The 21,739-nt window shown below is 45.0% G+C and carries 20 protein-coding genes; 14 read left to right on the forward strand and 6 right to left on the reverse strand.

Annotated features, from left to right (window positions below; genetic code table 11):
• The first annotated feature begins 228 nt into the window (after positions 1 to 228).
• Positions 229 to 867 carry an FMN-dependent NADH-azoreductase gene (locus ACTHPG_RS00255; protein ID WP_440387030.1) on the forward strand — a complete coding sequence of 213 codons (639 nt, stop codon included), beginning with the start codon at positions 229 to 231 and terminating at the stop codon, positions 865 to 867.
• 143 nt (positions 868 to 1,010) lie between these two features.
• Complete coding sequence (locus ACTHPG_RS00260) at positions 1,011 to 1,637, forward strand: DsbA family protein (protein WP_440387032.1); 627 nt, start codon at positions 1,011 to 1,013, stop codon at positions 1,635 to 1,637.
• Between the two features lie 181 nt (positions 1,638 to 1,818).
• On the opposite strand, the gene ACTHPG_RS00265 is transcribed toward ACTHPG_RS00260, so the two are convergent.
• A complete protein-coding gene (locus ACTHPG_RS00265; protein ID WP_440387034.1) occupies positions 1,819 to 2,451 on the reverse strand; it encodes a LysE family transporter in 633 nt (210 codons plus the stop codon).
• A 439-nt stretch (positions 2,452 to 2,890) separates the two neighbouring features.
• On the opposite strand from ACTHPG_RS00265, the gene ACTHPG_RS00270 reads away from it, so the two are divergent.
• From ACTHPG_RS00270 to ACTHPG_RS00295, 6 genes are all read left to right on the forward strand, one after another.
• A complete protein-coding gene (locus ACTHPG_RS00270) occupies positions 2,891 to 3,928 on the forward strand; it encodes a siderophore ABC transporter substrate-binding protein (protein ID WP_440387036.1) in 1,038 nt (345 codons plus the stop codon).
• A 31-nt stretch (positions 3,929 to 3,959) separates the two neighbouring features.
• On the forward strand, positions 3,960 to 4,970 hold the full coding sequence (locus ACTHPG_RS00275; protein ID WP_440390055.1) for an ABC transporter permease: 1,011 nt from the start codon (positions 3,960 to 3,962) through the stop codon (positions 4,968 to 4,970).
• On the forward strand, positions 4,967 to 6,031 hold the full coding sequence (locus ACTHPG_RS00280; RefSeq protein WP_440387038.1) for an iron chelate uptake ABC transporter family permease subunit: 1,065 nt from the start codon (positions 4,967 to 4,969) through the stop codon (positions 6,029 to 6,031). Before ACTHPG_RS00275 ends, ACTHPG_RS00280 begins: the two co-directional genes overlap by 4 nt.
• Positions 6,028 to 6,780: an iron ABC transporter ATP-binding protein gene (locus ACTHPG_RS00285; RefSeq protein WP_440387039.1), complete on the forward strand. Its 753-nt coding sequence runs from the start codon at positions 6,028 to 6,030 to the stop codon at positions 6,778 to 6,780. Before ACTHPG_RS00280 ends, ACTHPG_RS00285 begins: the two co-directional genes overlap by 4 nt.
• A gap of 259 nt (positions 6,781 to 7,039) precedes the next feature.
• A complete protein-coding gene (locus ACTHPG_RS00290) occupies positions 7,040 to 8,218 on the forward strand; it encodes an alanyl-tRNA editing protein (RefSeq protein WP_440387041.1) in 1,179 nt (392 codons plus the stop codon).
• Positions 8,219 to 8,332: 114 nt separating this feature from the next.
• Entirely contained in the window at positions 8,333 to 9,652 is a 1,320-nt protein-coding gene (locus ACTHPG_RS00295; RefSeq protein WP_440387043.1) for a DUF1963 domain-containing protein, read from the forward strand.
• Positions 9,653 to 9,843: 191 nt separating this feature from the next.
• On the opposite strand, the gene ACTHPG_RS00300 is transcribed toward ACTHPG_RS00295, so the two are convergent.
• Complete coding sequence (locus ACTHPG_RS00300; protein ID WP_124117325.1) at positions 9,844 to 10,191, reverse strand: DUF1801 domain-containing protein; 348 nt, start codon at positions 10,189 to 10,191, stop codon at positions 9,844 to 9,846.
• Complete coding sequence (locus ACTHPG_RS00305; RefSeq protein ID WP_440387045.1) at positions 10,188 to 10,763, reverse strand: GNAT family N-acetyltransferase; 576 nt, start codon at positions 10,761 to 10,763, stop codon at positions 10,188 to 10,190. Before ACTHPG_RS00305 ends, ACTHPG_RS00300 begins: the two co-directional genes overlap by 4 nt.
• 181 nt (positions 10,764 to 10,944) lie before the next feature.
• Here ACTHPG_RS00305 and ACTHPG_RS00310 point away from each other — a divergent pair, with 181 nt between their 5' ends.
• The 3 genes from ACTHPG_RS00310 to ACTHPG_RS00320 all read left to right on the forward strand — a co-directional run bounded on the left by ACTHPG_RS00310 (position 10,945) and on the right by ACTHPG_RS00320 (position 15,228).
• Positions 10,945 to 11,400 carry a GNAT family N-acetyltransferase gene (locus ACTHPG_RS00310; protein ID WP_440387047.1) on the forward strand — a complete coding sequence of 152 codons (456 nt, stop codon included), beginning with the start codon at positions 10,945 to 10,947 and terminating at the stop codon, positions 11,398 to 11,400.
• Between the two features lie 421 nt (positions 11,401 to 11,821).
• The gene (locus ACTHPG_RS00315; RefSeq protein ID WP_440387049.1) at positions 11,822 to 13,174 is read left to right on the forward strand and encodes an amino acid permease; all 1,353 of its coding nucleotides are present in this window, start codon (positions 11,822 to 11,824) and stop codon (positions 13,172 to 13,174) included.
• Positions 13,175 to 13,473: 299 nt separating this feature from the next.
• Positions 13,474 to 15,228, forward strand: a complete 1,755-nt coding sequence (locus ACTHPG_RS00320; protein WP_440387050.1) for a methyl-accepting chemotaxis protein — start codon at positions 13,474 to 13,476, stop codon at positions 15,226 to 15,228.
• A gap of 180 nt (positions 15,229 to 15,408) precedes the next feature.
• Here the strand turns inward: ACTHPG_RS00320 and ACTHPG_RS00325 are convergent, their stop codons facing one another.
• On the reverse strand, positions 15,409 to 16,314 hold the full coding sequence (locus ACTHPG_RS00325; protein WP_440387052.1) for a LysR family transcriptional regulator: 906 nt from the start codon (positions 16,312 to 16,314) through the stop codon (positions 15,409 to 15,411).
• 116 nt (positions 16,315 to 16,430) lie between these two features.
• Here ACTHPG_RS00325 and ACTHPG_RS00330 point away from each other — a divergent pair, with 116 nt between their 5' ends.
• Entirely contained in the window at positions 16,431 to 17,474 is a 1,044-nt protein-coding gene (locus ACTHPG_RS00330) for a 2,3-butanediol dehydrogenase (protein ID WP_440387054.1), read from the forward strand.
• 190 nt (positions 17,475 to 17,664) lie between these two features.
• Here ACTHPG_RS00330 and ACTHPG_RS00335 read toward each other — a convergent pair whose 3' ends face one another.
• Together ACTHPG_RS00335 and ACTHPG_RS00340 are read right to left on the reverse strand one after the other, a co-directional pair.
• Complete coding sequence (locus tag ACTHPG_RS00335; RefSeq protein ID WP_440387056.1) at positions 17,665 to 18,177, reverse strand: GNAT family N-acetyltransferase; 513 nt, start codon at positions 18,175 to 18,177, stop codon at positions 17,665 to 17,667.
• Between the two features lie 129 nt (positions 18,178 to 18,306).
• Positions 18,307 to 19,071 carry an AraC family transcriptional regulator gene (locus ACTHPG_RS00340; protein ID WP_440387058.1) on the reverse strand — a complete coding sequence of 255 codons (765 nt, stop codon included), beginning with the start codon at positions 19,069 to 19,071 and terminating at the stop codon, positions 18,307 to 18,309.
• 201 nt (positions 19,072 to 19,272) lie between these two features.
• Between ACTHPG_RS00340 and ACTHPG_RS00345 the strand changes: the two genes are divergently transcribed.
• Positions 19,273 to 20,880 (forward strand): beta-L-arabinofuranosidase domain-containing protein, encoded by a 1,608-nt coding sequence (locus tag ACTHPG_RS00345; protein WP_440387059.1) that lies wholly within the window; start codon positions 19,273 to 19,275, stop codon positions 20,878 to 20,880.
• On the forward strand, positions 20,862 to 21,593 hold the full coding sequence (locus ACTHPG_RS00350) for a DUF6805 domain-containing protein (RefSeq protein WP_440387061.1): 732 nt from the start codon (positions 20,862 to 20,864) through the stop codon (positions 21,591 to 21,593). The genes ACTHPG_RS00345 and ACTHPG_RS00350 overlap by 19 nt, the downstream gene beginning before the upstream one ends.
• The last annotated feature ends 146 nt before the right edge of the window (positions 21,594 to 21,739 follow it).

Below are 21,739 nucleotides of genomic sequence, written 5' to 3' on the forward strand. Positions count from 1 at the left end.
TTAGTATTAAAAAGGCATTGATTGGTATTCCAATCAATGCCTTTTTTGTTGTTGATTAAGTTTCATTCACCGAGGATCACAAAACACGATGAAATTATCATCACGTGGATTAGACAGGATTTACAATTAGGCGTTGACAAGTTAAGTTGTAACAATCATTATTACATTCATTGGTTGTAACTATTATTGTTACAACAGAACGAAATAAAAATTAAAGGATGGATAACAATGGCCAAAGTACTTTTTATTACCGCACACCCTCTTGATGAGTCCGTATCATATAGCCTGACTGTAGGTAAAGCATTTATTGATTCGTATAAGGACGCTAATCCTGGAGACGAGATTGTGAACATTGATTTGTACAAAGAATATATTCCTCAGATTGATGCACATGTTTTTAGTGGTTGGGGAAAATTGCGCTCAGGAACTGAATTTGGGCAACTCTCAAGCGATGAACAAGAGAAAGTAAAACGCTTAGCTGAATTATCCGATCAATTTATCGCTGCAGATAAGTATGTGTTCGTTACCCCTTTCTGGAACTTCTCATATCCCCCAGTGATGAAAGCTTATATTGATGCTGTTTCTGTGGCAGGTAAATCCTTCCGTTACTCTGAACAGGGTCAACCTATTGGCTTACTTACTGATAAAAAGGCGATTCATATTCAGGCACGGGGTGGTTTTTACTCTGACAGTCCTGCGGATGAACTTGAAATGGGACATCGTCACCTTCAAGTCATCATGAAATTCTTCGGAGTACCTTCATTCGAAGGACTGTTTGTAGAAGGACATAATAAAGCTGCGGATAAGGCACAAGAGATTAAAGAACAAGCCATCGAGAGAGCGAAAGATCTTGCAAGAACATTCTAAATTTTGTATACAAGCTGGTGCATTGAATTTTTTGATGAAATTAAACAATCGAAACATAGAAACTTGCGATTTTCAATAGTTGGAGAGCGATAAACGGAGATTCAAGGATTGAATCTTATGCATTTTAAAAGGAGTTGTGAAGCATGAATGACAAGGATATTTCTCTTATCTATGTGTGGGATGCTTACTGTGGCTGGTGTTATGGATTCTCGAAAAGCTTACGAGAATTCCATCAAAACCATTTAGAATTACCGATCGACGTGTTGTCGGGTGGTCTTTTTATAGGTGATCGAAGCCAAGCAATGGAGGCATATCCACATATTCCAGAAGCCAACCAACGGATAGGCCAACTTACTGGCGCGGAGTTTGGTGTCCCTTACAATAAACTTTTAAATGACGGTACATTTATTATGGATAGTGAGGCAGCGGCGATTGGATTTTCCGCTTTACGTGCCATGGCACCAGAACAAGCAGTGTACTTAGCATCTGCAATGCAGCGAGCATTTTACTACGAGGGTAAAAGTCTCAGTGATATAGATACGTATCAAGATATTGCAAAACAATTTGATCTGGATGAGCAGAAAGTGATCGAAGGGATAATAAATCCAGAGACACGAGATCTTGTTAAGCAAGAATTCGTAACTGCCGGCAATCTTGGAGCGAGAAGTTACCCAACGCTTTTCTTGAAAAAAGGTGATAATTTGTATCAACTAGGCGGAGGCGCTATGACAGCTTCTAAATTAGAAGAAAATTATGCTGCATTCATATGAGTAACTTAATAATTTTTGTACCACTGGCATAAACCAAGTCGCCTCAAACAGCCCGTCCCCAATTAAACTTAGGCGACTGGCTGTTTTAAAATTAAAAAGAGTAAGCAGAAACACAGTCGGCCTAAGTTAAACTGCCCACGGTTAACGAAAAGTAGGACCAGATTCATGTAGAATCTAATCCTCAAAATAAATGAGTGAGACCAACTACAAATTCATACACAAAGTATAGAGAAAACCCAAGCAGCATTATTCCAGCAATGACCGAAACCCAGCGTATCATTTGGCGACTCATTACTTTTCTTGTTAATGAAACAATGGACAACAGCCCTAAGTCATGAATTAAAATACCACTCATGACTCCAAATGCTGCAATGGCAAAGCTTCCTGAGTGGGAAGAACTATAGGATTGGGAAAGAACTGCACCAAATACGGAAACCCAAAATACCAAATTGCCAGGTGATACCGCAACAAGCAGACCGTTTCGATATGTACTAAAAAATGATTTCTGAGTCTTCTCATCTGCCGGGGTAATATCTTTGTCGGCATTCTTAATTGAATCGTAACCCAGATATGCGAGGAATCCTGCACCTACGATCCAGAGAGGCGTTTGAACATACGGCAATGCCAGTACGGATGCAAAGCCGAAGTACAAAGCGAGAATAAGTAAAATATCGATCGTCATGCCACCAATACCGACTGCCCATCCGTGAATAAACCCATTTTTCAATCCTTGCTTTGTCATTTCTACTGTAATTGCTCCAACAGGCATGGCTATGGCAAGACCGATTAAAAAATACTTAAGATAAATATCCATTGAATATATCCTTCCACATCTTTGATTCATTTTTACTGTAACCAATAAAAGTGTATTTTTTAATTTACAATATACGTTTGGTAATATCAAGCCGTCACTCAATAAATGGAATTAAGATGAGTACATGTTGTTCAATGTACATCATTATAAAATGTCGATTTTTATGCATGTAAATACATAGAATAGAATATTTGCTTCATCATTTTGTCATGAATTAAAACAAATAGGTTGTTGAAAATGCCTTCTAACTTGCTATAATATAATCTATTGATATTGATAATCACTATCATTTGTTGTTTTTGTCACTCATCATTACAGTGAAAAGGGGTTAAAATGATTCTCTAAATTACGCTTGAGGAGGTAAATGATACTGAGTTTATTCAACACAATCGATTGTGTTGAAATCCAAATTTCATAAATCTAGGGGGATATCAACTAAATGAGAAAGTCTATTTCTTCAAAATTAATGTTTATCATGGTTGCAGCTTTAACTGTGGTGTTGGCAGCTTGTTCAAGTAATGAACCTGCTACGACGGATACTGCGAATACAGAGGCTGCAACTTCCGATGCTGCTACTACAGCTACAGCAACAACAGTTGAAATTACGGATGCTCATGGAACCGTAGCTGTGCCTGTAAACCCAACGAAGGTCGTTGCACTGGATAACAGAACATTTGAAACGCTGTCCACTTGGGGCGTCAAATTGGCAGCAGCACCCAAGGATGTAATGCCTGCGGATTCACCATATGTGGCGGATGAATCGGTACAAAATATTGGGAATCATCGCGAACCGAATCTTGAACTATTGGCATCTATTCAGCCTGACCTTGTCATTGTTGGTCAACGATTTGCTAGTTACTATGAAGACATCAAAAAATTGGTGCCTAATGCAGCAGTGATTGATCTTAACATTGAGCTTGAAGAAACGGCATCGCCTGGAGAGAACTTTGTTAATGGCCTTAAAGATGCAACAACCAATTTGGGGAAAATTTTTGAGAAGCAAGAAGAAGCTGCCCAACTGATTGCTGATTTTGATAACGCTATTGAAGAAGCCAAGGCCGCTTATAACGGAGAAGATAAGATTATGAGTGTTGTCGTTTCTGGTGGAAACATTGGTTTCTCGGCTCCTCTTACTGGACGTGTGTGGGGACCTTTGTATGATATTTTCGGCTGGGTTCCGGCTCTAGAAGTGGACAAATCTTCTTCTGATCATCAAGGTGATGATATTTCTGTTGAAGCGATCGCCCAAAGCAACCCGGATTGGATTTTCGTACTGGATCGGGATGCAGCTGTATCTGCTGAAGATGGTGCCGTTCCAGCTCAGGACGTTATTGATAACTCACCTGCTCTGAAAAACACCACTGCTATTACTCAAAAACAAATCGTTTATGCTCCAAACGACACGTACACCAATGAATCCATCGAAACTTTCATGGAGTTGATTAACAACCTTACGAAAGCTTTAGCTAAACAGTAAAAAGGAGTATGCTGCAGTGCAGAAAAATTTAATACCCAAAATAGCTGGGGTTGGGAATTCTCAACCCCAGCGTCATAATCCCAAAAAGCTATGGACCATACCTTTTATCATTGCGATTATAGCCACTATTATTTTAGGCATTACATCTCTGCTTATTGGAGTCTATGACATACGAGGACAAGCGGATGGAATGGAGATGTTCTTCATTACGCGTGTCCCAAGAACTGTTGCCTTAATGCTTACCGGTGCCGCCATGGCAATGGCCGGACTGGTCATGCAGCTTATTACACAGAATCGCTTGGTGGAACCTACGACAACAGGAACGATGGAATGGTCAGGTCTGGGGATCATGTTTATTTATTTGGTCTTTCCTGCCCCGAGTTTAACGCTAAGAATGACTGGCGCAATCATTTTTTCTTTTATAGGAACGATGATTTTTTTTATGTTTTTAAAGAAAGTTAAACTCCGTTCATCTCTGGTTGTCCCCATTATTGGGATGATGCTTGGAGCGGTCATTTCTGCATTTTCAACTTTCGTGGGACTTGTATTCCAGATGACTCAAAATATTGAAAGCTGGTTTGCGGGCTCCTTTTCATCTGTGCAAATTGGCAGGTATGAATATTTATGGCTTATTGTATTGGTGACTATTCTTATTTTTGTTTTTGCTGATCGGCTAACATTAGCCGGACTAGGGGAGGATGTCGCTACCAGTCTTGGCGTAAATTATGACAGGATCATTCTTTTGGGTACTGCGCTTATTTCACTAGCCGTTGGAATCGTTGCAGCTGTCATTGGGAATTTGCCTTTTCTAGGGTTAATTGTCCCCAATATAGTTTCCATGTTTAGGGGTGACGATCTCAGGAGCAATCTGCCTTGGGTGTGCTTATTAGGGATGGGCAGCATCATTGTGTGTGATATCCTGTCTCGTGTCATTATCATGCCGTTTGAAATACCTGTCTCGATGATCCTTGGAACAGTGGGAGCCGTCGTATTCATTGTCATTTTATTAAGACAAAGGCGGTCAACAAGGAGGATAAGATGAGCGACTTAGCAAGTAGAAATCCACTAAATATCGAAATCGATTCTAGCCGTCTTCCTAAAAAAAGATCAGCTAGAGCCTTCCGTACCAAGAAAGAAGAAAAGCGTTATTGGATTTTGCTGATAACATTGATTGTTCTGGGCGTTTCTGCATCAGTGGGATTACTGGTTTACAACAATCCGGTTCCGGTGTCTTCGCCTTCTTTTATACCTGTCGTTACAAGAAGGGTAGTTGCTGTGGTTTCGATGCTGATCGCTGCAATTTGCCAAAGTTTATCAACAGTTGCTTTTCAATCCATTACGAATAACAAAATTATAACTCCGTCCCTTTTAGGGTTTGATGCTATTTATTCAACCATTCATACGAGCACCATATTTTTCCTTGGCGCGACGGTATTTGTGAATTTTAGCGGTGTTGATTCCTTTTTATATCAGATTGCTGCAATGGTCATCATGTGTCTGATCCTTTATGGATGGCTGCTTTCCGGAAAATACGGCAATTTACAACTTTTGCTTCTGGTCGGTATTATCATTGGGACCGGGCTGAGGTCCGTATCTTCTTTTATGAGAAGACTTCTTGCACCGTCCGAGTTTGATATTTTGCAGGCAAGAATGTTTGCTTCCGTGAATAATGCGGACTCGGCCTACTTCCCGATTGCGATTCCTATCGTCATCATTGCAGCCATCCTGCTGCTTGCTAATGCCAAGAGGCTAAATGTATTGTCGTTGGGTAAGGATGTCTCGACTTCCTTGGGAACTAAACATCAAAGTGGTGTGATTTATACGCTGGTCCTCGTTTCTATCTTGATGGCCATTTCGACGGCTTTGGTTGGACCACTTACATTCTATGGATTTTTAGTTGCGATTTTGAGTTATCAGGCTGCGCAAACCTATGATCACAGATATGTTTTCCCAATGGCTCTTGCGATAGGGTTTGTGATCTTAACCGGTGCATACTTTATTATGAATCATGTTTTCAATGCCCAAGGTGTTGTCTCCATCATTATAGAATTGGTTGGCGGACTAACATTTTTAATTGTGATATTAAGGAAGGGTTCTTTATGATACAGATCAATAATGTCAAAAAGTCCTATGCAGCCGAGGTAGAGATCGGCCCTTTGAATATTCATATACCCAAAGCCGGTCTTACTTCTTTAATCGGACCAAACGGTGCGGGGAAGTCGACGACATTGCTGATGATCGGAAGACTTTTGGATTTGGATGAAGGTCAGATTAAGGTTGCCAATATGGATGTTTCCACATCCAAATCAAAGGATCTGGCCAAGATTGTAACGGTTTTACGACAAGAGAATCACTTTGTCACAAGGCTTACCGTCAGACAACTTGCTGGATTCGGTCGATTTCCTTATTCCAAGGGAAGATTAACGGATGAGGATGAAGCAATTATCTCTAAATATATTGATTTTTTAGACTTAACTGATCTGGAAAATAGATATTTGGATGAGCTTTCTGGTGGTCAAAGGCAAAGGGCTTATGTCGCAATGGTTTTGTGTCAGGAGACGGAATATGTACTTTTGGACGAGCCTCTGAACAATCTGGATGTTGCTCGTTCTGTCCGAATGATGGAGCATTTGAGATATGCCGCTAATGAATTTGGTAGAACCATTCTGACGGTTATGCATGATATCAATTTTGCAGCCAAATACTCGGATCGAATATGTGCGATGAAAGATGGACAAATCGCCGCTTTTGGAACCGTAGAAGAAGTGATGGACCCCGAAATTTTAACAGATATTTTTGACACAAAAATTGAAATTATTGAGGGTCCTTATGGACCGATAGCGATCTATTAGCTACAAGAATTTAATGGAATTTTTTTTGTTAAAATGGCTTTCAGAAAGTAGAGTGATTATTCACTCTGCTTTTTTTTATTCAATGCCGAGAATGCTCCAGCAAAATTTTCTTTCTTGTTCGTAAGGTATTTCGCTCACAGAGCGTTATTTTGGATATGGAAAGCAATTTTGTATGCCATAAATTGGCTTGACGGTTCCAGATAGTGTAATCTGGAGATTATGAAAACCCATTTGAACGAGAAGGGATCGGGATGATTCAATGACACAAAAAATCTATTATGACTCTGCTTATACAAGAGAGTGGCATACAACGGTTACAGGCAGAGTGGACAAGGAAGATGGTATATATGTCACACTGGCGGAGACTGCTTTTTACCCGCATGGGGGCGGACAGCCGTGTGATCTGGGGCAAATTGGTGGCATCGCTGTTCTGGATGTGAATATTGAAGATGGCGAGGTGTGGCATAAGCTGGAACGCGCCCCTGAACAAACTGAAGTACATTGTGAGATTGACTGGGAGCGAAGATTCGATCATATGCAGCAGCATACCGGTCAGCATTTGTTATCGGCAATGACGTTGAAGCTGGCTGAAGCAATGACGCTCAGTTTCCATCTTGGCACGGAGTATGACACGATTGATGTGGTTTCGGCTGAACTGGGAGCGGATCAATTGAACGCCATTGAACAAGAAGTGAATCGCCAGATCTATCGTAATGCTCGGATCAACACTTCCTGGGTTACGGCAGAAGAGGCTACACAATTGCCGCTGGTGAAGCAGCCTACGGTGACGGAGGACATTCGCATCGTCGAGATCGAGGGTGTGGAGTATAACGCCTGCGGCGGAACGCACGTATCGGCGACAGGTGAGATCGGCATCATCAAACTGCTGAAAACGGAAAAAGTGAAAGGCGGCACTCGCATTTATTTCAAATGTGGAACAAGGGCGCTGAATGAATTCACATCCACACAACATGTGCTGAATAACATTACGGTTAAATTAAAGACGAGCAAGGACGAATTACTGGAGCGTATTGAGAAAATGGAACTGGAGCAAAAGCAGCTGCAAACCGAGCTGAATGCAGTGAAAACAACCAATGATGCCTATTATGCGGAGGAACTTCTGGCTGCTCGCGAAGGATTGGTGATTGCTCAGGTCTTTGAAGACAAATCGCTCAAGGATATGCAGAGCCTGGCTGCCAAGCTGACGGCAGATCATGAAGGTCTTGTACTTTTTGCCAGTATCTCAGAGGCCAAAGTGGTTCTGGCACAGAACGGACAGCCGCCCGAATGGGCTTGTGGACCTTTCTTCAAAGGCAATCTTGGAGCCTACCAGGGTAAAGGTGGAGGCAGTGAAAAAATGGCTCAGGCAGGCTTTGCCAGCAGTGAAGACGCGCTAGCCTTTTACGAATTCACCAGGGACCAGTTAGGACATCACTGATCTGTATTCTTGCAGATGCGAATACGAGACAGGCAGCATTGAAGACATATGGAGTAAGGAATAGACACGTCACATTGTGGCGTGTTTTCCATGGATTTTTGAGGAGGTGGAAAAATGACAGAACGGATTCCGTGTATACGTGAAGGGTGTCCAAATACCATTTTGCCAGCAACGGCTGCCAGAACAAGTGGGTATTGCATGCCTTGCAAGCAAGAGATGGAGCGCGAGGAGCGCAAGAGGTACATTGAAGCGAATCGACGTGATGTGAACTTGTATGCAGATATCACAGACCCGGTCGAAGTTTTGAAAATCATGCATGAACCTCAGGTACGCGATCCTCTAATTCGTTATGTACCCTATGAGCAATCCGAGGAACAAGTATATCTTTCCCTGTCTGTAGAGCAACAAGATCAGATGAAGGATTATGCGATGCAACGGATTCATGCAGGTGATGAAGATATCGGCAAAGACATCCTGATATACCTCGTTTGCTACCATGATATATCGTTGAGCGTCGAAATCCCTGAGCTGCTCGAACAGGAGATCTATTATCCTGCGATTTTGTATAAGAGTGCTCCGGTAGAAGTGCGAGATCGACTCTTGCAGCAGGTGAGCACCGATGATGAGAATCGGAACCACATATTGCTCATGCTGGCCCAGATCGGGGACGATGAAGTCGTGCAGCAGTTCCGGCAATGGAGACAGTCTCCGCCATCTTGGGCGAGTGAATTGTACGTGGCACCTGAGCATTACACCACTGAAGCTGGTTGGGAACTTACAAAAGACGGGCAACGCAGGGAATTATTCATCACCCCAAGTTATTCACTCTATAAAGTAAAAGACTATAAAGTAAAAGAGAGTGAAGCAACTAACGTGGCAATATCCGGGGATTCACTCTCGATGCTAACTCCGAGCACCAATTGTTGTCCATGGTGTGGTGGAGCGTTAACGACCTTAATTAATCTGGATGTTAAGCATCCGGCACTGTGGGACGTGTCTTGGCATGCCGAGCGACTTCAGATCCAGACTTGCCTGATATGCAGCAGTTATGGTGTGGTTTACATGGAGCTGGACGCAGGAGGGGAACCGTTATGGAGTTCACATAACGTCATGCCTGTGGGAATGGACGAGATTGACCTGGACGACTATGGTAAACTTGCACCGGATGCTGGACTGGAGTTTCGGATTGCGGATGCATCACGTCATGCATTCCATGCCAGTGAGTGGGCGATGGAGCCATCGTTATCTCAGGTCGGAGGCCATCCAGGATGGGTTCAGGATGCAGAGTATCCAACATGTCCAAGCTGTTCCGCGAGAATGAAGGCTGTCGCACAACTGGATTGGGGAGAGGTTGAGGAATACGGTGAGGGTATGTACTACATGTTCATATGTGAGCCGTGTCAGATGACCGCCGTATCATACCAGCAATCCTGATGGTGAAAAGCTATAATTATAAGCCATTATAAACAGTCATTTTAACTAGTAATATAACAGGCTATATCGGTTGAAATGACAGTCGCAGACAAACAATAACAGAGGGGCCTCCCGTAAGTTCTTGGACTTCATGGGAAGCCCCTTTATTTTGCCTTGCGCAGGATGGAAGGGGCTATCTGTGCTACATCCGTCTACAATTCCGCAGATGCCTGCTTCAGCAGTCCAGCCAGCCACTCATAATCCGGTGTATCTTTTTCCTTGAGCTTGATCGTTTTGCGTTCTTCCGGGCCTTCAAATATCCCATCGGGTAGATCAAGTCCGGTTGCATGAAAGATGGTGAAGGACACGGCTTGTTTGGATGGAGAGATGACCGCAGCGTACTTTCCATTTTTCAAAAAATGAGGTTTCTTGTATTGCACACGTTCCTGCACGTCAGGGATGGTGTCATGCACTAACTGGCGCAATTGTTCAGCAACCTGTACTTGCCAGGGGATCTGAATCTGTTCAATAAACGCAGTAACTTCTACATTCTTAGTCATGCATGTTCACCCTCCGTATGGATCTGATTGTGTATTTCCCACTCTGGTCTTAGGATTCCCATCATTAAGCGGTCGTAACGTTTACCATCACGATATACAGCTGAACGTGCCCGTCCTTCCAACTGAAAACCAGCCTTCTCATAGGAGCGAATCGCTTTGGCGTTGTAGGCGATGACATCGAGACCAACCCGGTCCAGATTCATCTCGTGGAACGCATATCGTAAAATAAGATTCAACGCTTCCGTGCCATATCCCTTGTTGCGATGTTTGGCAAGTCCGATGCCAATGGCAAGCTGTCCGCAGCGGTTATTCCATTCAATGCTGTGGATAACGACAAAACCAATCAGCGTATCCTCCCCATGCGTGCGCAGTCTGAAGTACACTTCCTTGTTCTTTGTCTCGCCCTCATCTTCCAACTGTTTCTCTGAATAGGGAATGGCCAGATCAGTATCCACATTCCGAAGGTACTCCGGGTCTTCGTTCCATTGCAGCATCGTCTGCACGTCCTCAGGACGTGGCGGCGTCATTTTCAATCGTTTGCTATAAAACAGGTTGTCCGTTGTGAGTGTCATAGGGGTCTCCTTTTGGCATCTGATAGCCTCATCATACTGGAAATTATAGGTGGATCACAATAGAACATTTCAGTGCATGTAAGTATGCTCTTGTCATGAAACCTAACACGGTAGTAAGATGAAATCATCGATATACATTCAGTGATAGAACCAATAATAATGTCGGCGGGAGTGGTACGTTTTGGAGATCAAAGTGGATGATTTGAGTGGAGTACAAGTGAAGGCATTGATCGCGGAGCACTTGCAAGGGATGGCAGCGGATTCGCCTCCGGAGAGTATTCATGCGTTGAATCTGGATGGGCTTAAGAAACCTGAAATTACATTCTGGTGTGCGTGGGAAGGGGAAGACTTGCTCGGTTGCGGGGCTATCAAAGAACTTGATCCAGAGCATGCAGAGTTGAAGTCGATGCGCACGGCTTCAGCCCACTTGAGAAAAGGCGTAGCGAGAAAAATTTTGGATCACATTCTGGAGGTTGCCACAGAGCGTGGCTATAAGCGAATTAGTCTGGAGACGGGTTCAATGGATTCATTTATCCCGGCACGGAAGTTGTATGAGGATTTCGGATTTGAGTACTGCGAACCCTTCGCGGATTATATATTGGACCCAAACAGTACGTTTATGACGAAAACAATCTAAATGGATTTGCATGAGAAACCAGTATTCTGTTTTTTTACAGGACACTGGTTTTTTATTTTGCAACATATCGTACATTTTTTAAGTTGGAAGAAGTGTAGAATACACGCAATGATGCAACTTGAACCTTGCTATGAAGAGGGTGGAGGGAGACATGCATGATTTACTGGTAGTTGGATCATATGAATCCGCTGTTTGCTGTCTTGGTGTGCTGTCCCGTCATTGCTGTGGTGCTTACCTGGATTGGATACAGATTGCTCCATGCCATTGTGGGGTATAAAACATAGGTTATGTCCGTATATGCTTGGGATGAATTGGCCATAAGGAACTACTGGGCTGATTGATGAACAATAGGGTATACTGGACATTATGTCTATGAAACAAGACAGCAGTACAGACGTTTTTTACATCAGGAGGATTTGAATTGGCTCAGACAGAAGGAACACTACAGAAGAAGCTTAAACCAAGACACATCAGTTTTATGGCTATGGGTGGTGTCATTGGAACCGGAATTTTCAAAGGCAGTGCAGAGACGATTGGACTCGCAGGTCCGGGCGTTATTGTCACGTACATTTTTGCCGGATTATTGCTGCTGGTGGTTATGGCCGCGATGGCGGAGATGGCTACGGTGTATAAGAACAAAAATATGAAAGACTTCGTGCAGGAAGCATTCGGTAGCAGAGTTTCCTTTGTTATGGGATGGATGTACTGCTTTCTGTGGTTATCGGTGTGTGTCATTGAGGTAATCGCCGCCGGGAGCTTTTTGCAGTATTGGTTCACAGAAGTACCGCTGTGGATGCTAAGTCTGGCTTGTGCGGCGTTCATTATACTGGTTAACCTGCTCAGTGTAGGTGTGTTCGGTGAATTTGAGTTCTGGCTGGCGGGGATCAAAATTGCCATGATCATCATTTTTATTTTCCTGGGTGCAGGGTTGATCTTTGGCATTATCCCGAGTGATAACACTCCTTATCTGCAAAATTATACGCAAGCAGGCGGGTTCCTCCCGAACGGATGGTCCTCGATCTTCTCGGCACTGCTTGTAGTCATGTTCTCTTATGGGGGATCGGAGCTCATTGGTCTGACTTTGACGGAGACGGAAAATGCCGAAAAAGTAATGCCCAAAATCGTGGGCAATTTCATGCTGAGAATTATTCTGTTCTTCACCTTGCCGATTCTCATCATCTGTGGTCTCATTCCCTGGAATGAGATCGGGCCGGAGAGCAGTCCGTTTGTACAGGTACTTGCCTCCACGGGACTGCCTGGAGCAGCGCACATTATGAACTTTATTTTGGTAACGGCAGTTCTGTCGGCTGCGAATTCAGGGATCTATGGTGCATCCCGGATGATGCACTCCATGGCAGTGGGTGGGGAAGCACCGAAAGCATTGTCACAGACGAATCGTAACGGCAGCCCGGTTAATACTTTGCTGGTATGCGCCGTTGTATTGCTCGGAGGTTCCATGCTTGGCCTGTTCGCGCAGGATCAACTGTTCCGCGTATTGCTTGCAGTTCCGGGATTTGTGGTCATCCTGGTGTGGATCTGTATTGCCTCATCACAGTTGAAGCTGCGGAAGAAATATCCGGTTCAACCAACCTTCAAAGTCTGGGGATTTCCTTATATAACCGGAGTTGTGGTGCTGTGTCTCAGTGTCATTGCAGTGATGTTTGTGTTTGATGCAGGCAATCGGTTCAGCATTAGCATCTGTCTGGCCGTGCTCGCATTGCTGGTGATCTGGTCCCTGATTCGATTCAGAAAGACGAATGGACGAACAGTTTAGCATGAGTGGATAGTATACAAATGTAGAACAATATAACATCTCGGCGCTTGTGCCGAGGTGTTTTTTCTATCTTTTTCCCCGTAAGGAACCGATACGAATCCTCCGAAATGAAGTTAGAATACAGTTCCATTCTTCAAAGCTACCACAGCCATGATAGCGTTTTTATGCTAACCCAATATTTTCTTGCCTAATTCGACATATTCGTATACTATTTTCCCATACATAGTGCTTCAAGCATGCGTTTTTTGGGTAGTGCCTAGTCAAAAAGGCTTGGATTCACGGGAGAGGAAGAGGAGCGGATGATCGGTTTTTTTAGAAAACGTTTGGTTGTACGCATTGTTGCAGTCGTTACATTGGTCATTACGATTATAGCCGCTGGCAGTATGCTGTTACAGGTGGCTAATATGAAGCTGGCTGCGCAGGAGGCCATATCGAGTTACAATATCCAGATTGCTCAGAGTTATGTGAATCAGCTGGATACTGCATCTTATGCTGACTTTGCCAAGGATCCCAAGGAGAATGACGCGTTCTTGAAGATTCGGGATGAACTGGATGATTTTCGCGTAAGTATCGGTGCAATGTATGTCTATTTCGTCAAAATAGATGACAAAGGTACGCCGCTTATTATGGTGGACGGCATGAAGGATGCAGATAAAGCCTCACCGATTAATGAAGTAACAGATATTCCACAGGAGGCTGTACAGAAGCTGTTGCAGGGGCAAACAGCCAGTTCTTCAATCATTAACAACGAGGAGTATGGAGACTATATTTCCTCTTATGCTCCTATGCTCGATAGTAATGGCGCTGTAACAGGTGTCATTGGTATCGATACGGCGGTATCGGTGATTGGAAGCATTGAGTCAGATATTATGAAGTCGAGCATTCCCTTCTATGCTTTGCTGCTTGTAATTACACTTATAGGCATTGTCGTTGTCATGTGGTTTATCGTGAGAGGACTGCGACCACTTCAACCGCTTAAGGCGAGTGTGGAAATTATGGCACAGGGTGAGCTTGCAGAAGCCAACCGAATTCTGACGTCGTATCGTTTGAAAAGCAAAGATGAGATTGGAACCACATATCAGGCGATGATACATATGTCCGGTAACTTGAATAAGATTGTGAGTAACATGGTTGAAGGCGTGGCAGTAACGACAGATATTTTATCGGAATCAACGAAAGAATTTAATCGCAGTACCGAAGAGATGCTCGAGATGAGCAAGACGGTTGACCAATCTGTCGAACAGATCAGGCAAGGGGCACATACGCAGAAGCAGGGTGCAAGCGATAGCGCAAATGCAATGGAAGAGATTGCAAAGGGCATAACGGATATCTCCGAATCCTCGATGGTAGTGTCAGATGCGGCAACAAGTGCACTGGCTACGGCAGAGTCGGGTAAACAGAACATGACATTGATGAGAACACAGATGGAGAGCATATCGAATGTTTCAGGAGAAGTTGTAGCGATGGTTCAGGTGCTGAACAACTACTCCCAGGAAATTGGTGGTGCCCTGCACACGGTTCGTGATTTTGCGAGTCAGACGAAGCTACTTGCGCTTAATGCTTCCATTGAGGCAGCACATGCAGGAGAGCATGGCAAAGGTTTTGCGGTCGTGGCGGATGAAGTTCGCAAGCTTGCGGAGGCCTCGAGCACATCCATGGAACGGATCTCTGACTTGTTACTTCGCATTCAACAAGAATCACAACAGATTGGCTCACAGATGGGGGTTACCGCAACCGAAATTGGACAAGGCGTTACGATTACTGCTGAAGCGGAGCAAGCATTCGCCCATGTAGTGGATGCGTTTCAATTGGTGACTCGTCGCATTCAGGAAGTCTCCGCTGCGGCAGAGGAAATCTCGGCAGGATCGGAAGAAGCCGCTGCCTCGGTCAATACGATCTCCCAGATCTCAGCCGGGGTGTCGGATCATTCGGATGAAATCTATCGCTTGATGCGTGAACAGTCGGCCATGTTCAACAGGGTGGCTCAGACCTCCACCATGCTGGAGCAGCAGACCAACGAGATGAGTGAAGCCGTACGCAAAGTCAAAGTATAGTTTCTATAGTTGAGCAAGCAGTAGCCATAGTCACACAAGAGGCAGCGGGAAAGAACCTAGTTTGTTGTATAGCCCGTGTACCGACGTAATGCAAAAAAAGTGCTCCGTTCCTGGAGAAGTTGGTGTGTATCCCAAACTTTCTTCAGACAGGTGGAGCACTTTTTGCTTTTCATTTCACTTTTATAGATGATCCAGCTCTATCGCCTGTCTGAAGCGTCGGGCGAATCGTTCCGCGGCTACGGCAGCCTCCTTGGATTCCGTCTGCACGAAGCCAATTTGCATTTTGGGTTGATCAATTCCGGCGATCTCCACCATCTTCACCATGCCTTCTTTCCATAATGGATTTTGGTGAAAGGAAAAGTCGTGACCAATGGTGGCGGCAATATCGTTTCTTAACACCATGTTGATGGCTTCTGAATTATTTGTTTTGAACAGAATGGACAGAGATCCATGATCATAGGTGAATTCCTTGATGAAGTCTTCGATGAAACCATCTCGATAGAGTGCCAGCTTGTGTTCTTTTAATTGATCAGGTGAAACACGGCTGTGTTTGGCAAGTTCAGACAGGTGATGTGTACCGACTACCAGTTTACCCGAGTACATGGGACTGAAGTGAAGTCCATCGAATTCCCGCAATTGTTTGGCATAGATCGCGATAAAGCCCAGATGGGTCTTGTTATTGCGAATATCCTCGATAATTTCCATGGACCCTTTCTCTTCAATGGAGATGTTAAGTAGCGGGTGCTCACGCTTCATATCTGCAGCAGACTGAACAAGATAGGGCATGACACTTGGAAAAGTAGCCACATGAAGCTCTCCGCTAAGAGAGGAGGCTTCTGCGTTCAGGGATTTCAATTCATCAATCCGCTGCAAAATGTCCAGTGCTTTGGCAATGAATTGTTTGCCTTCGGGAGTAGGGTGAGTTCCCTGCCGCGAACGTTCGAACAAGATGATACCCAATTCTTTCTCCAGACGATGAACCGATTGGCTGATCGCCGATTGTGTGACATGCAGATGCTCCGAGGCGGCGGAGAATGATTGTGTCTTCGCAATTTCAACGACATATTCGAGCTGTTCCAGATTCATGATTTCATCTCCGTTTAGCATTAATACAACTAATGTTAACATTAGTATCTATAAATATGAATAATACATGAACAGCGATATAATATATAGACAATCATATAAAGGGGATGAACTTCATGAAAGCAGCAGTATGGTATGCCCATAAAGATGTTCGTGTTGAAGATCGCGAGATTCCGGTTGCTCAAGCAGGACAAGTCAAAATCAAAGTGGAATATGCGGGTATCTGCGGCAGTGACTTGCATGCCTATCATCATGGTGTGGGGATTCAGGAAGGCGAGAATCATCCGCTCTCAGGACAGAAAGCGCCGCTCACATTGGGTCATGAATTTGCAGGAACCGTGAGTGAATTGGGTAGTAATGTAAGCGGTATCAGTGTAGGGCAGCGAGTTGTGGTAGAGCCATTGTACCACTGTGGAAAATGTGAGTACTGTATCCAGGGTCGTTACAATCAATGTACTCAATTTGGTTTCGTTGGACTGAATGGTGATGGTGGTTTTGCGGAGTATGTTGTTGTTGAAGCTTACATGGTTCATCCCATCCCGGATAACGTAACTTTCGAAGAAGGTGCCCTCGTAGAGCCTACGGCAGTAGCGTTTCATGCGGTTCGACACAGCAAATTGAAAGTGGGCAACAAGGTAGCTGTGTACGGAGCTGGTCCAATCGGATTATTGACCATTCTGTCTGCCAAAGCAGCAGGAGCATCTGAAATCTATGCAGTCGATGTATTTGAGGAACGTTTGGACTTGGCAGCCAAGCTGGGAGCGATCCCGGTGAACAGTGCCAAAGTCAATGCAACCGAAGTGATTTTGCAACAATCGGGCGGCATCGATGTGGCTTATGAAGCAGCGGGAGTACAACCAACAATGGACAGTGCCGTTGCAGTTGTCAAAAAAGGTGGAGAAGTTGTTGTGATCGCCGCAATTCCTAATCCGCTCCAAGTGAACTTCTTTGATCTTCTGGTGAAGGAAGCGAATCTGACAGCGACGCTGGCCTATCGTCACATTTTCCCTGAAGTAATCTCATTGATTGCGGAAGGATCTCTCGATGTAAAACAGGTCATCACCAAGAAGATCAAACTGGATGACATCGTGCAGGAAGGGCTTGAGCTGTTGATGAGCGACAAGAGCCATGCGAAGATTTTGGTGGAGATTGGCGGCTAAAGGCTCGTCACTAACGAGGATAGATCTTCATATCAACGGAATTGAAATATAAATTTTAGATCGCGAAAAAGACCGTTCATTCGCATGAATGGTCTTTTTCGCGTTATTTAAGCAGAACACGCATCTTTCACTGGCTATCTTCATGAATCATATTCCGCTGATCGCGGTCGCGGTTCGCTAATACCCAATGCTAGGAATCATAGCGGTAGCAAATCGCCTTCCCCCCGCTACTCTCGGAGCTGAATTCCTTATCCTCATAGAATCCAAAACGCTCATATAAACGGATGGCATTGACCATCTGACCGCCCGTATATAAATACACCGTATTTTTGCCCATCTCTTTGGCAGATTCCACACATTGCTGGAGCAATGCTCTGGCGATCCCGTGGCCTCTCCATCTTGGATCAACACCCAATAGTCGAATAAATGGATAATCAATGGGCAATTCAAAGTTTGGATAGGCCTTGTGCGCTGTTTCGAACAATTGGACGGTACCGACAATCTGATCATCAATCTTGGCGACCCACAATTGTGTCAGGTACGGATTAACCACAGACTCTCTGATGTCTTTTAAGTAGGCCTCCCAACGTTCATTTTGCTCAAATGTCTCCCGATACTCGGCATAACTTGCTACAAGGATATCTACGATCTCTGGATGATCTGTTTCTGTGGCAGAAAGAATGGTAACGGCAGCCGTTGTCATCTTATAATTCCTCTTCTCTTATGGGTTAAGTATGAAATCAAGTTTTCTTGCATTTTACCATAACGTATTCAATTCGATTCATTCAAATTTTCTATCGTTCACTCAGTCATTTCTATAGATCAAAGCGCGTTAGCGATTGAGTTGTGTGGAATACAGATGATTGCGATATTCGGTTGGCGTATTGCCCTCGTATTGCTTGAACATGCGCAGGAACAGCTTGTAGTCGGAGAAGCCACACTGTCCGGCAATTTCTTTAACACTGGCATTGGTGTTGAGCAGCAGCTGCTTCGCCCGGCGAATACGTTCTGTGAGGATATAGGCTTTGAGTCCGGTACCTTTCTCGCGCTTCACCATCTTGGAGATATAGTCTTTGTTAAAATTAAAATTCTCTGCAATCTGACTCACGGTGATGTTCGTGTGCAGATGAATATCGACCCACTTGCAGATATGGTCCACAATCGCATTATGCGGGCGATAATCGGCTTCTATATTGCGTTCCAGTTCTCTGAGCAACAGTAGCAAAGCGGCGTCGGCTTCCTCGGGAGAGAAGGAGGACACATGCAGCAATTGCTTGAATAACTGATTGGCCATGGAAGGCACCTGAATGGTGGCATGTGTCCTAAACCGATTGAATTCTGCCGACTTGGCATCATAGTGAACCCAGTAGAAGCTGACGGGGGTGTCGCTGATCTGGTAGCCGTAATGGGTACGACCGGCGTGCAGAAACAACAGATCATTGGCACGAACCACGTACTTTTCGTTGTCCTCCGCGATGTACATCTCACCTTCCAGCATCAAAATGATCTCGTGAACAGGCATGCTGCGTCTCATATGGCTCCAGTTGCCGTCGGATATGAACTTGCCGCACAGGTAATGTTCCAGTGGCTTTTGCATAGGACGGATTTATCCACCTTTTCTTGGATTATGAGTCTGATGTTATTATATTTTATTTGATAATATGGGGATATTCAAGCGATGAAGTGGCTTTTTGAGTATAGAACATATGGGACAGAACACGGATTTTACCCCTCTGGATATATCAATGAAAATACAAGTGGAAATCTGTCTATTACATCTCGTGAAGGAGTGAGTGTCATGATTGATACGAAAAAAGGATTTCTGGGACCGGAACATGTAGAGTTGTTAGATGGCGTGTTCCAAGCATCACAAGAGGTTGGGGAGCGTTATCTGTTATCGCTGGATATTGATCGCTTCCTGGCTCCATGCTTCGAAGCTCATGGGTTACCTGCCCGAAAAGAACGATACGCGGGTTGGGAGGCTCGTACGATCAGCGGACATTCCCTTGGACATTATCTGTCGGCCTTGGCTGTGACGTATCAGGCAACCGGGAATAAGACGTTAAAAGAAACACTGGATTATGCGGTCACCGAACTTGCGGGAATCCAGCAGACCACGGGAAGTGGATACATCGGCGGTTTGTCCGAAGAAGCGTTCCGCATCGCATTCCGCGCCGAACATATTGGTGGATTTAACATCGGGGAGTACTGGGTTCCCTGGTATAGTGTGCACAAAATCTATCGTGGTCTGATTGACGCCTACAGACTCACTGGCAACGGACAGGCACTAGAGGTGGTAACACGGTTCGCGGACTGGGCAGTAGAAGGTCTGAAGACCATGACGGAAGAACAGATCCAGACGATGCTACAGAGTGAGCACGGGGGCATGAATGAGGTTTTTGCACAACTGTATGGGATGACAGGGACAGCCCGATACCTTGAGATCGCCAATAAGTTTACCCATCAATTGATCCTGAGACCCTTGGAACACAAGCAGGACGATCTTCAAGGCAAACACGCCAATACTCAGATTCCCAAAGTAATCGGTGCTGCTGAAATTTACAATCAGGACTATACCCGTGAGAGTTATCGGACAGCAGCAGAATTTTTCTGGGACACTACGGTGCATCATCGTTCTTACGTATTTGGAGCGACGAGCATTTCGGAGCATTACGAAGCGAAGGGCATGGAGAGTCTTGGTATCAAAACAGGAGAGAGCTGCTGTACTCACAACATGATGCATCTGACGAAACAACTCTTCGCCTGGAATCCTGATAGCGCCTACATGGACTATTATGAAAACGCCATCTATAATCACATCCTCGGCACGCAGGACCCCGATACGGGGAACAAAACGTATTTTGCATCAACGCTGCAAGGCCACTACAAAATCTATGGAACACACGATACCGCCTGGTGGTGCTGCACAGGATCAGGCATGGAGAACCCGGGCAAATATGCCGAGGCGATTTATTTTGAGGATGAACAGGACCTGTACGTCAACCTGTATATCGCTTCCCAGCTGGATTGGACGTCTCAGGGAATATCCCTGAAGCTCGAAACCGCCTTCCCTTATTCGGAAAAGGTAACCCTGACGATCACCGGAGGCAGCGCCTCGGCACATCTAAGATTACGCGTGCCCTCATGGCTGCAACAGCCAATGACGGCAACCGTCAATGGGGAGACGGAACATCCGTATACACGGATGGAACCCGGCTATCTTTCCATCGATCGCACATGGACAGCGGGCGATGTCATTACCATCACACTGCCGATGTCACTTCGCCAGTACACTGCCCGGGATGATGCGCACAAGGTAGCATCCTGTACGGCCCGATTGTACTCGCCGGTGCACTGGGAAGCGAGGGTCTGCCCGAGGATACGATTGTGGACGAAACAGCATTGAATCCCAAGACTGCACCCGTACCTGTGATCTGGACGGAGCAGGAGGATGTGCGAGAGTGGATCAAGGTCGTAGATGCAGATACGTTAACATTTGAACTTGGCAAGGATGTCACGTCAACGGGCGAACCCGTGAAGCTTATTCCGTTCTATGATGTGCACCATGAATTTTATACCGTGTATTGGCCATTTAACGATGAAGGTGATGCGCTGGAGAAAGAGTTGAACGATATCACGATCGACAGGGTCCAGGCTGACGGTCAGCAAGATGAGATCGGACATCAACTGGATAGCAACTGCCGTGGGGAACATCATAACGGTTCGTATACCGATAGCCGTAACAAGCTGCATATGTGGCGGGAGGCTTTTGGCGTTAGTGGGGCTTACTTCAGTTATCAGCTGGCGGTGGATCAGGCTACATCCAATTATCTGTGCGTAGCCTATTGGGGTGGAGATCATACCCCTTTTGAAAGAGAAGGCACGTTATACAACAGACAATTCACCATTACCGTAGGTGGCACACTCATTGGAGAGCAGCGAATTCATATGAACAAAATCGGCGACGTATTCTATGTGACCTATGATATTCCTGAGACCGTTACATCAGGAAAAGACAGCGTTAAGGTCGTGTTCCAGGCGGAGGGTGACAATGGCTGTGCCGGGAAAGTTGTAGAGGTACGCACTACGCGAAGCAAACCAGAATCCCTCTTTTCGTAATAAGGCCACAGAAGATAAGCATGGGAACGATACATGTCTATTTCAGAGGGCACAATAAAGTAGCCGTTTTCTAATTCAACGAACCGTACACGCCTTAATTGAGCCATATGGGTGAGGTGGAAAATGTAACGAATTTCAGCGATGCT

Source organism: Paenibacillus sp. SAF-068 (genome assembly GCF_051967555.1).
Classification (GTDB): domain Bacteria; phylum Bacillota; class Bacilli; order Paenibacillales; family Paenibacillaceae; genus Paenibacillus.

Excerpts from the sequence above, each read along its gene's own strand:
- ACTHPG_RS00255 (WP_440387030.1), top strand. The coding sequence starts at position 229 with ATGGCCAAAGTACTTTTTATTACCGCACACCCTCTTGATGAGTCCGTA.
- ACTHPG_RS00260 (WP_440387032.1), top strand. The coding sequence starts at position 1,011 with ATGAATGACAAGGATATTTCTCTTATCTATGTGTGGGATGCTTACTGT.
- ACTHPG_RS00265 (WP_440387034.1), bottom strand. The coding sequence starts at position 2,451 with ATGGATATTTATCTTAAGTATTTTTTAATCGGTCTTGCCATAGCCATG.
- ACTHPG_RS00270 (WP_440387036.1), top strand. The coding sequence starts at position 2,891 with ATGAGAAAGTCTATTTCTTCAAAATTAATGTTTATCATGGTTGCAGCT.
- ACTHPG_RS00280 (WP_440387038.1), top strand. The coding sequence starts at position 4,967 with ATGAGCGACTTAGCAAGTAGAAATCCACTAAATATCGAAATCGATTCT.
- ACTHPG_RS00285 (WP_440387039.1), top strand. The coding sequence starts at position 6,028 with ATGATACAGATCAATAATGTCAAAAAGTCCTATGCAGCCGAGGTAGAG.
- ACTHPG_RS00290 (WP_440387041.1), top strand. The coding sequence starts at position 7,040 with ATGACACAAAAAATCTATTATGACTCTGCTTATACAAGAGAGTGGCAT.
- ACTHPG_RS00295 (WP_440387043.1), top strand. The coding sequence starts at position 8,333 with ATGACAGAACGGATTCCGTGTATACGTGAAGGGTGTCCAAATACCATT.
- ACTHPG_RS00300 (WP_124117325.1), bottom strand. The coding sequence starts at position 10,191 with ATGACTAAGAATGTAGAAGTTACTGCGTTTATTGAACAGATTCAGATC.
- ACTHPG_RS00305 (WP_440387045.1), bottom strand. The coding sequence starts at position 10,763 with ATGACACTCACAACGGACAACCTGTTTTATAGCAAACGATTGAAAATG.
- ACTHPG_RS00320 (WP_440387050.1), top strand. The coding sequence starts at position 13,474 with ATGATCGGTTTTTTTAGAAAACGTTTGGTTGTACGCATTGTTGCAGTC.
- ACTHPG_RS00325 (WP_440387052.1), bottom strand. The coding sequence starts at position 16,314 with ATGAATCTGGAACAGCTCGAATATGTCGTTGAAATTGCGAAGACACAA.
- ACTHPG_RS00330 (WP_440387054.1), top strand. The coding sequence starts at position 16,431 with ATGAAAGCAGCAGTATGGTATGCCCATAAAGATGTTCGTGTTGAAGAT.
- ACTHPG_RS00335 (WP_440387056.1), bottom strand. The coding sequence starts at position 18,177 with ATGACAACGGCTGCCGTTACCATTCTTTCTGCCACAGAAACAGATCAT.
- ACTHPG_RS00340 (WP_440387058.1), bottom strand. The coding sequence starts at position 19,071 with ATGCAAAAGCCACTGGAACATTACCTGTGCGGCAAGTTCATATCCGAC.
- ACTHPG_RS00345 (WP_440387059.1), top strand. The coding sequence starts at position 19,273 with ATGATTGATACGAAAAAAGGATTTCTGGGACCGGAACATGTAGAGTTG.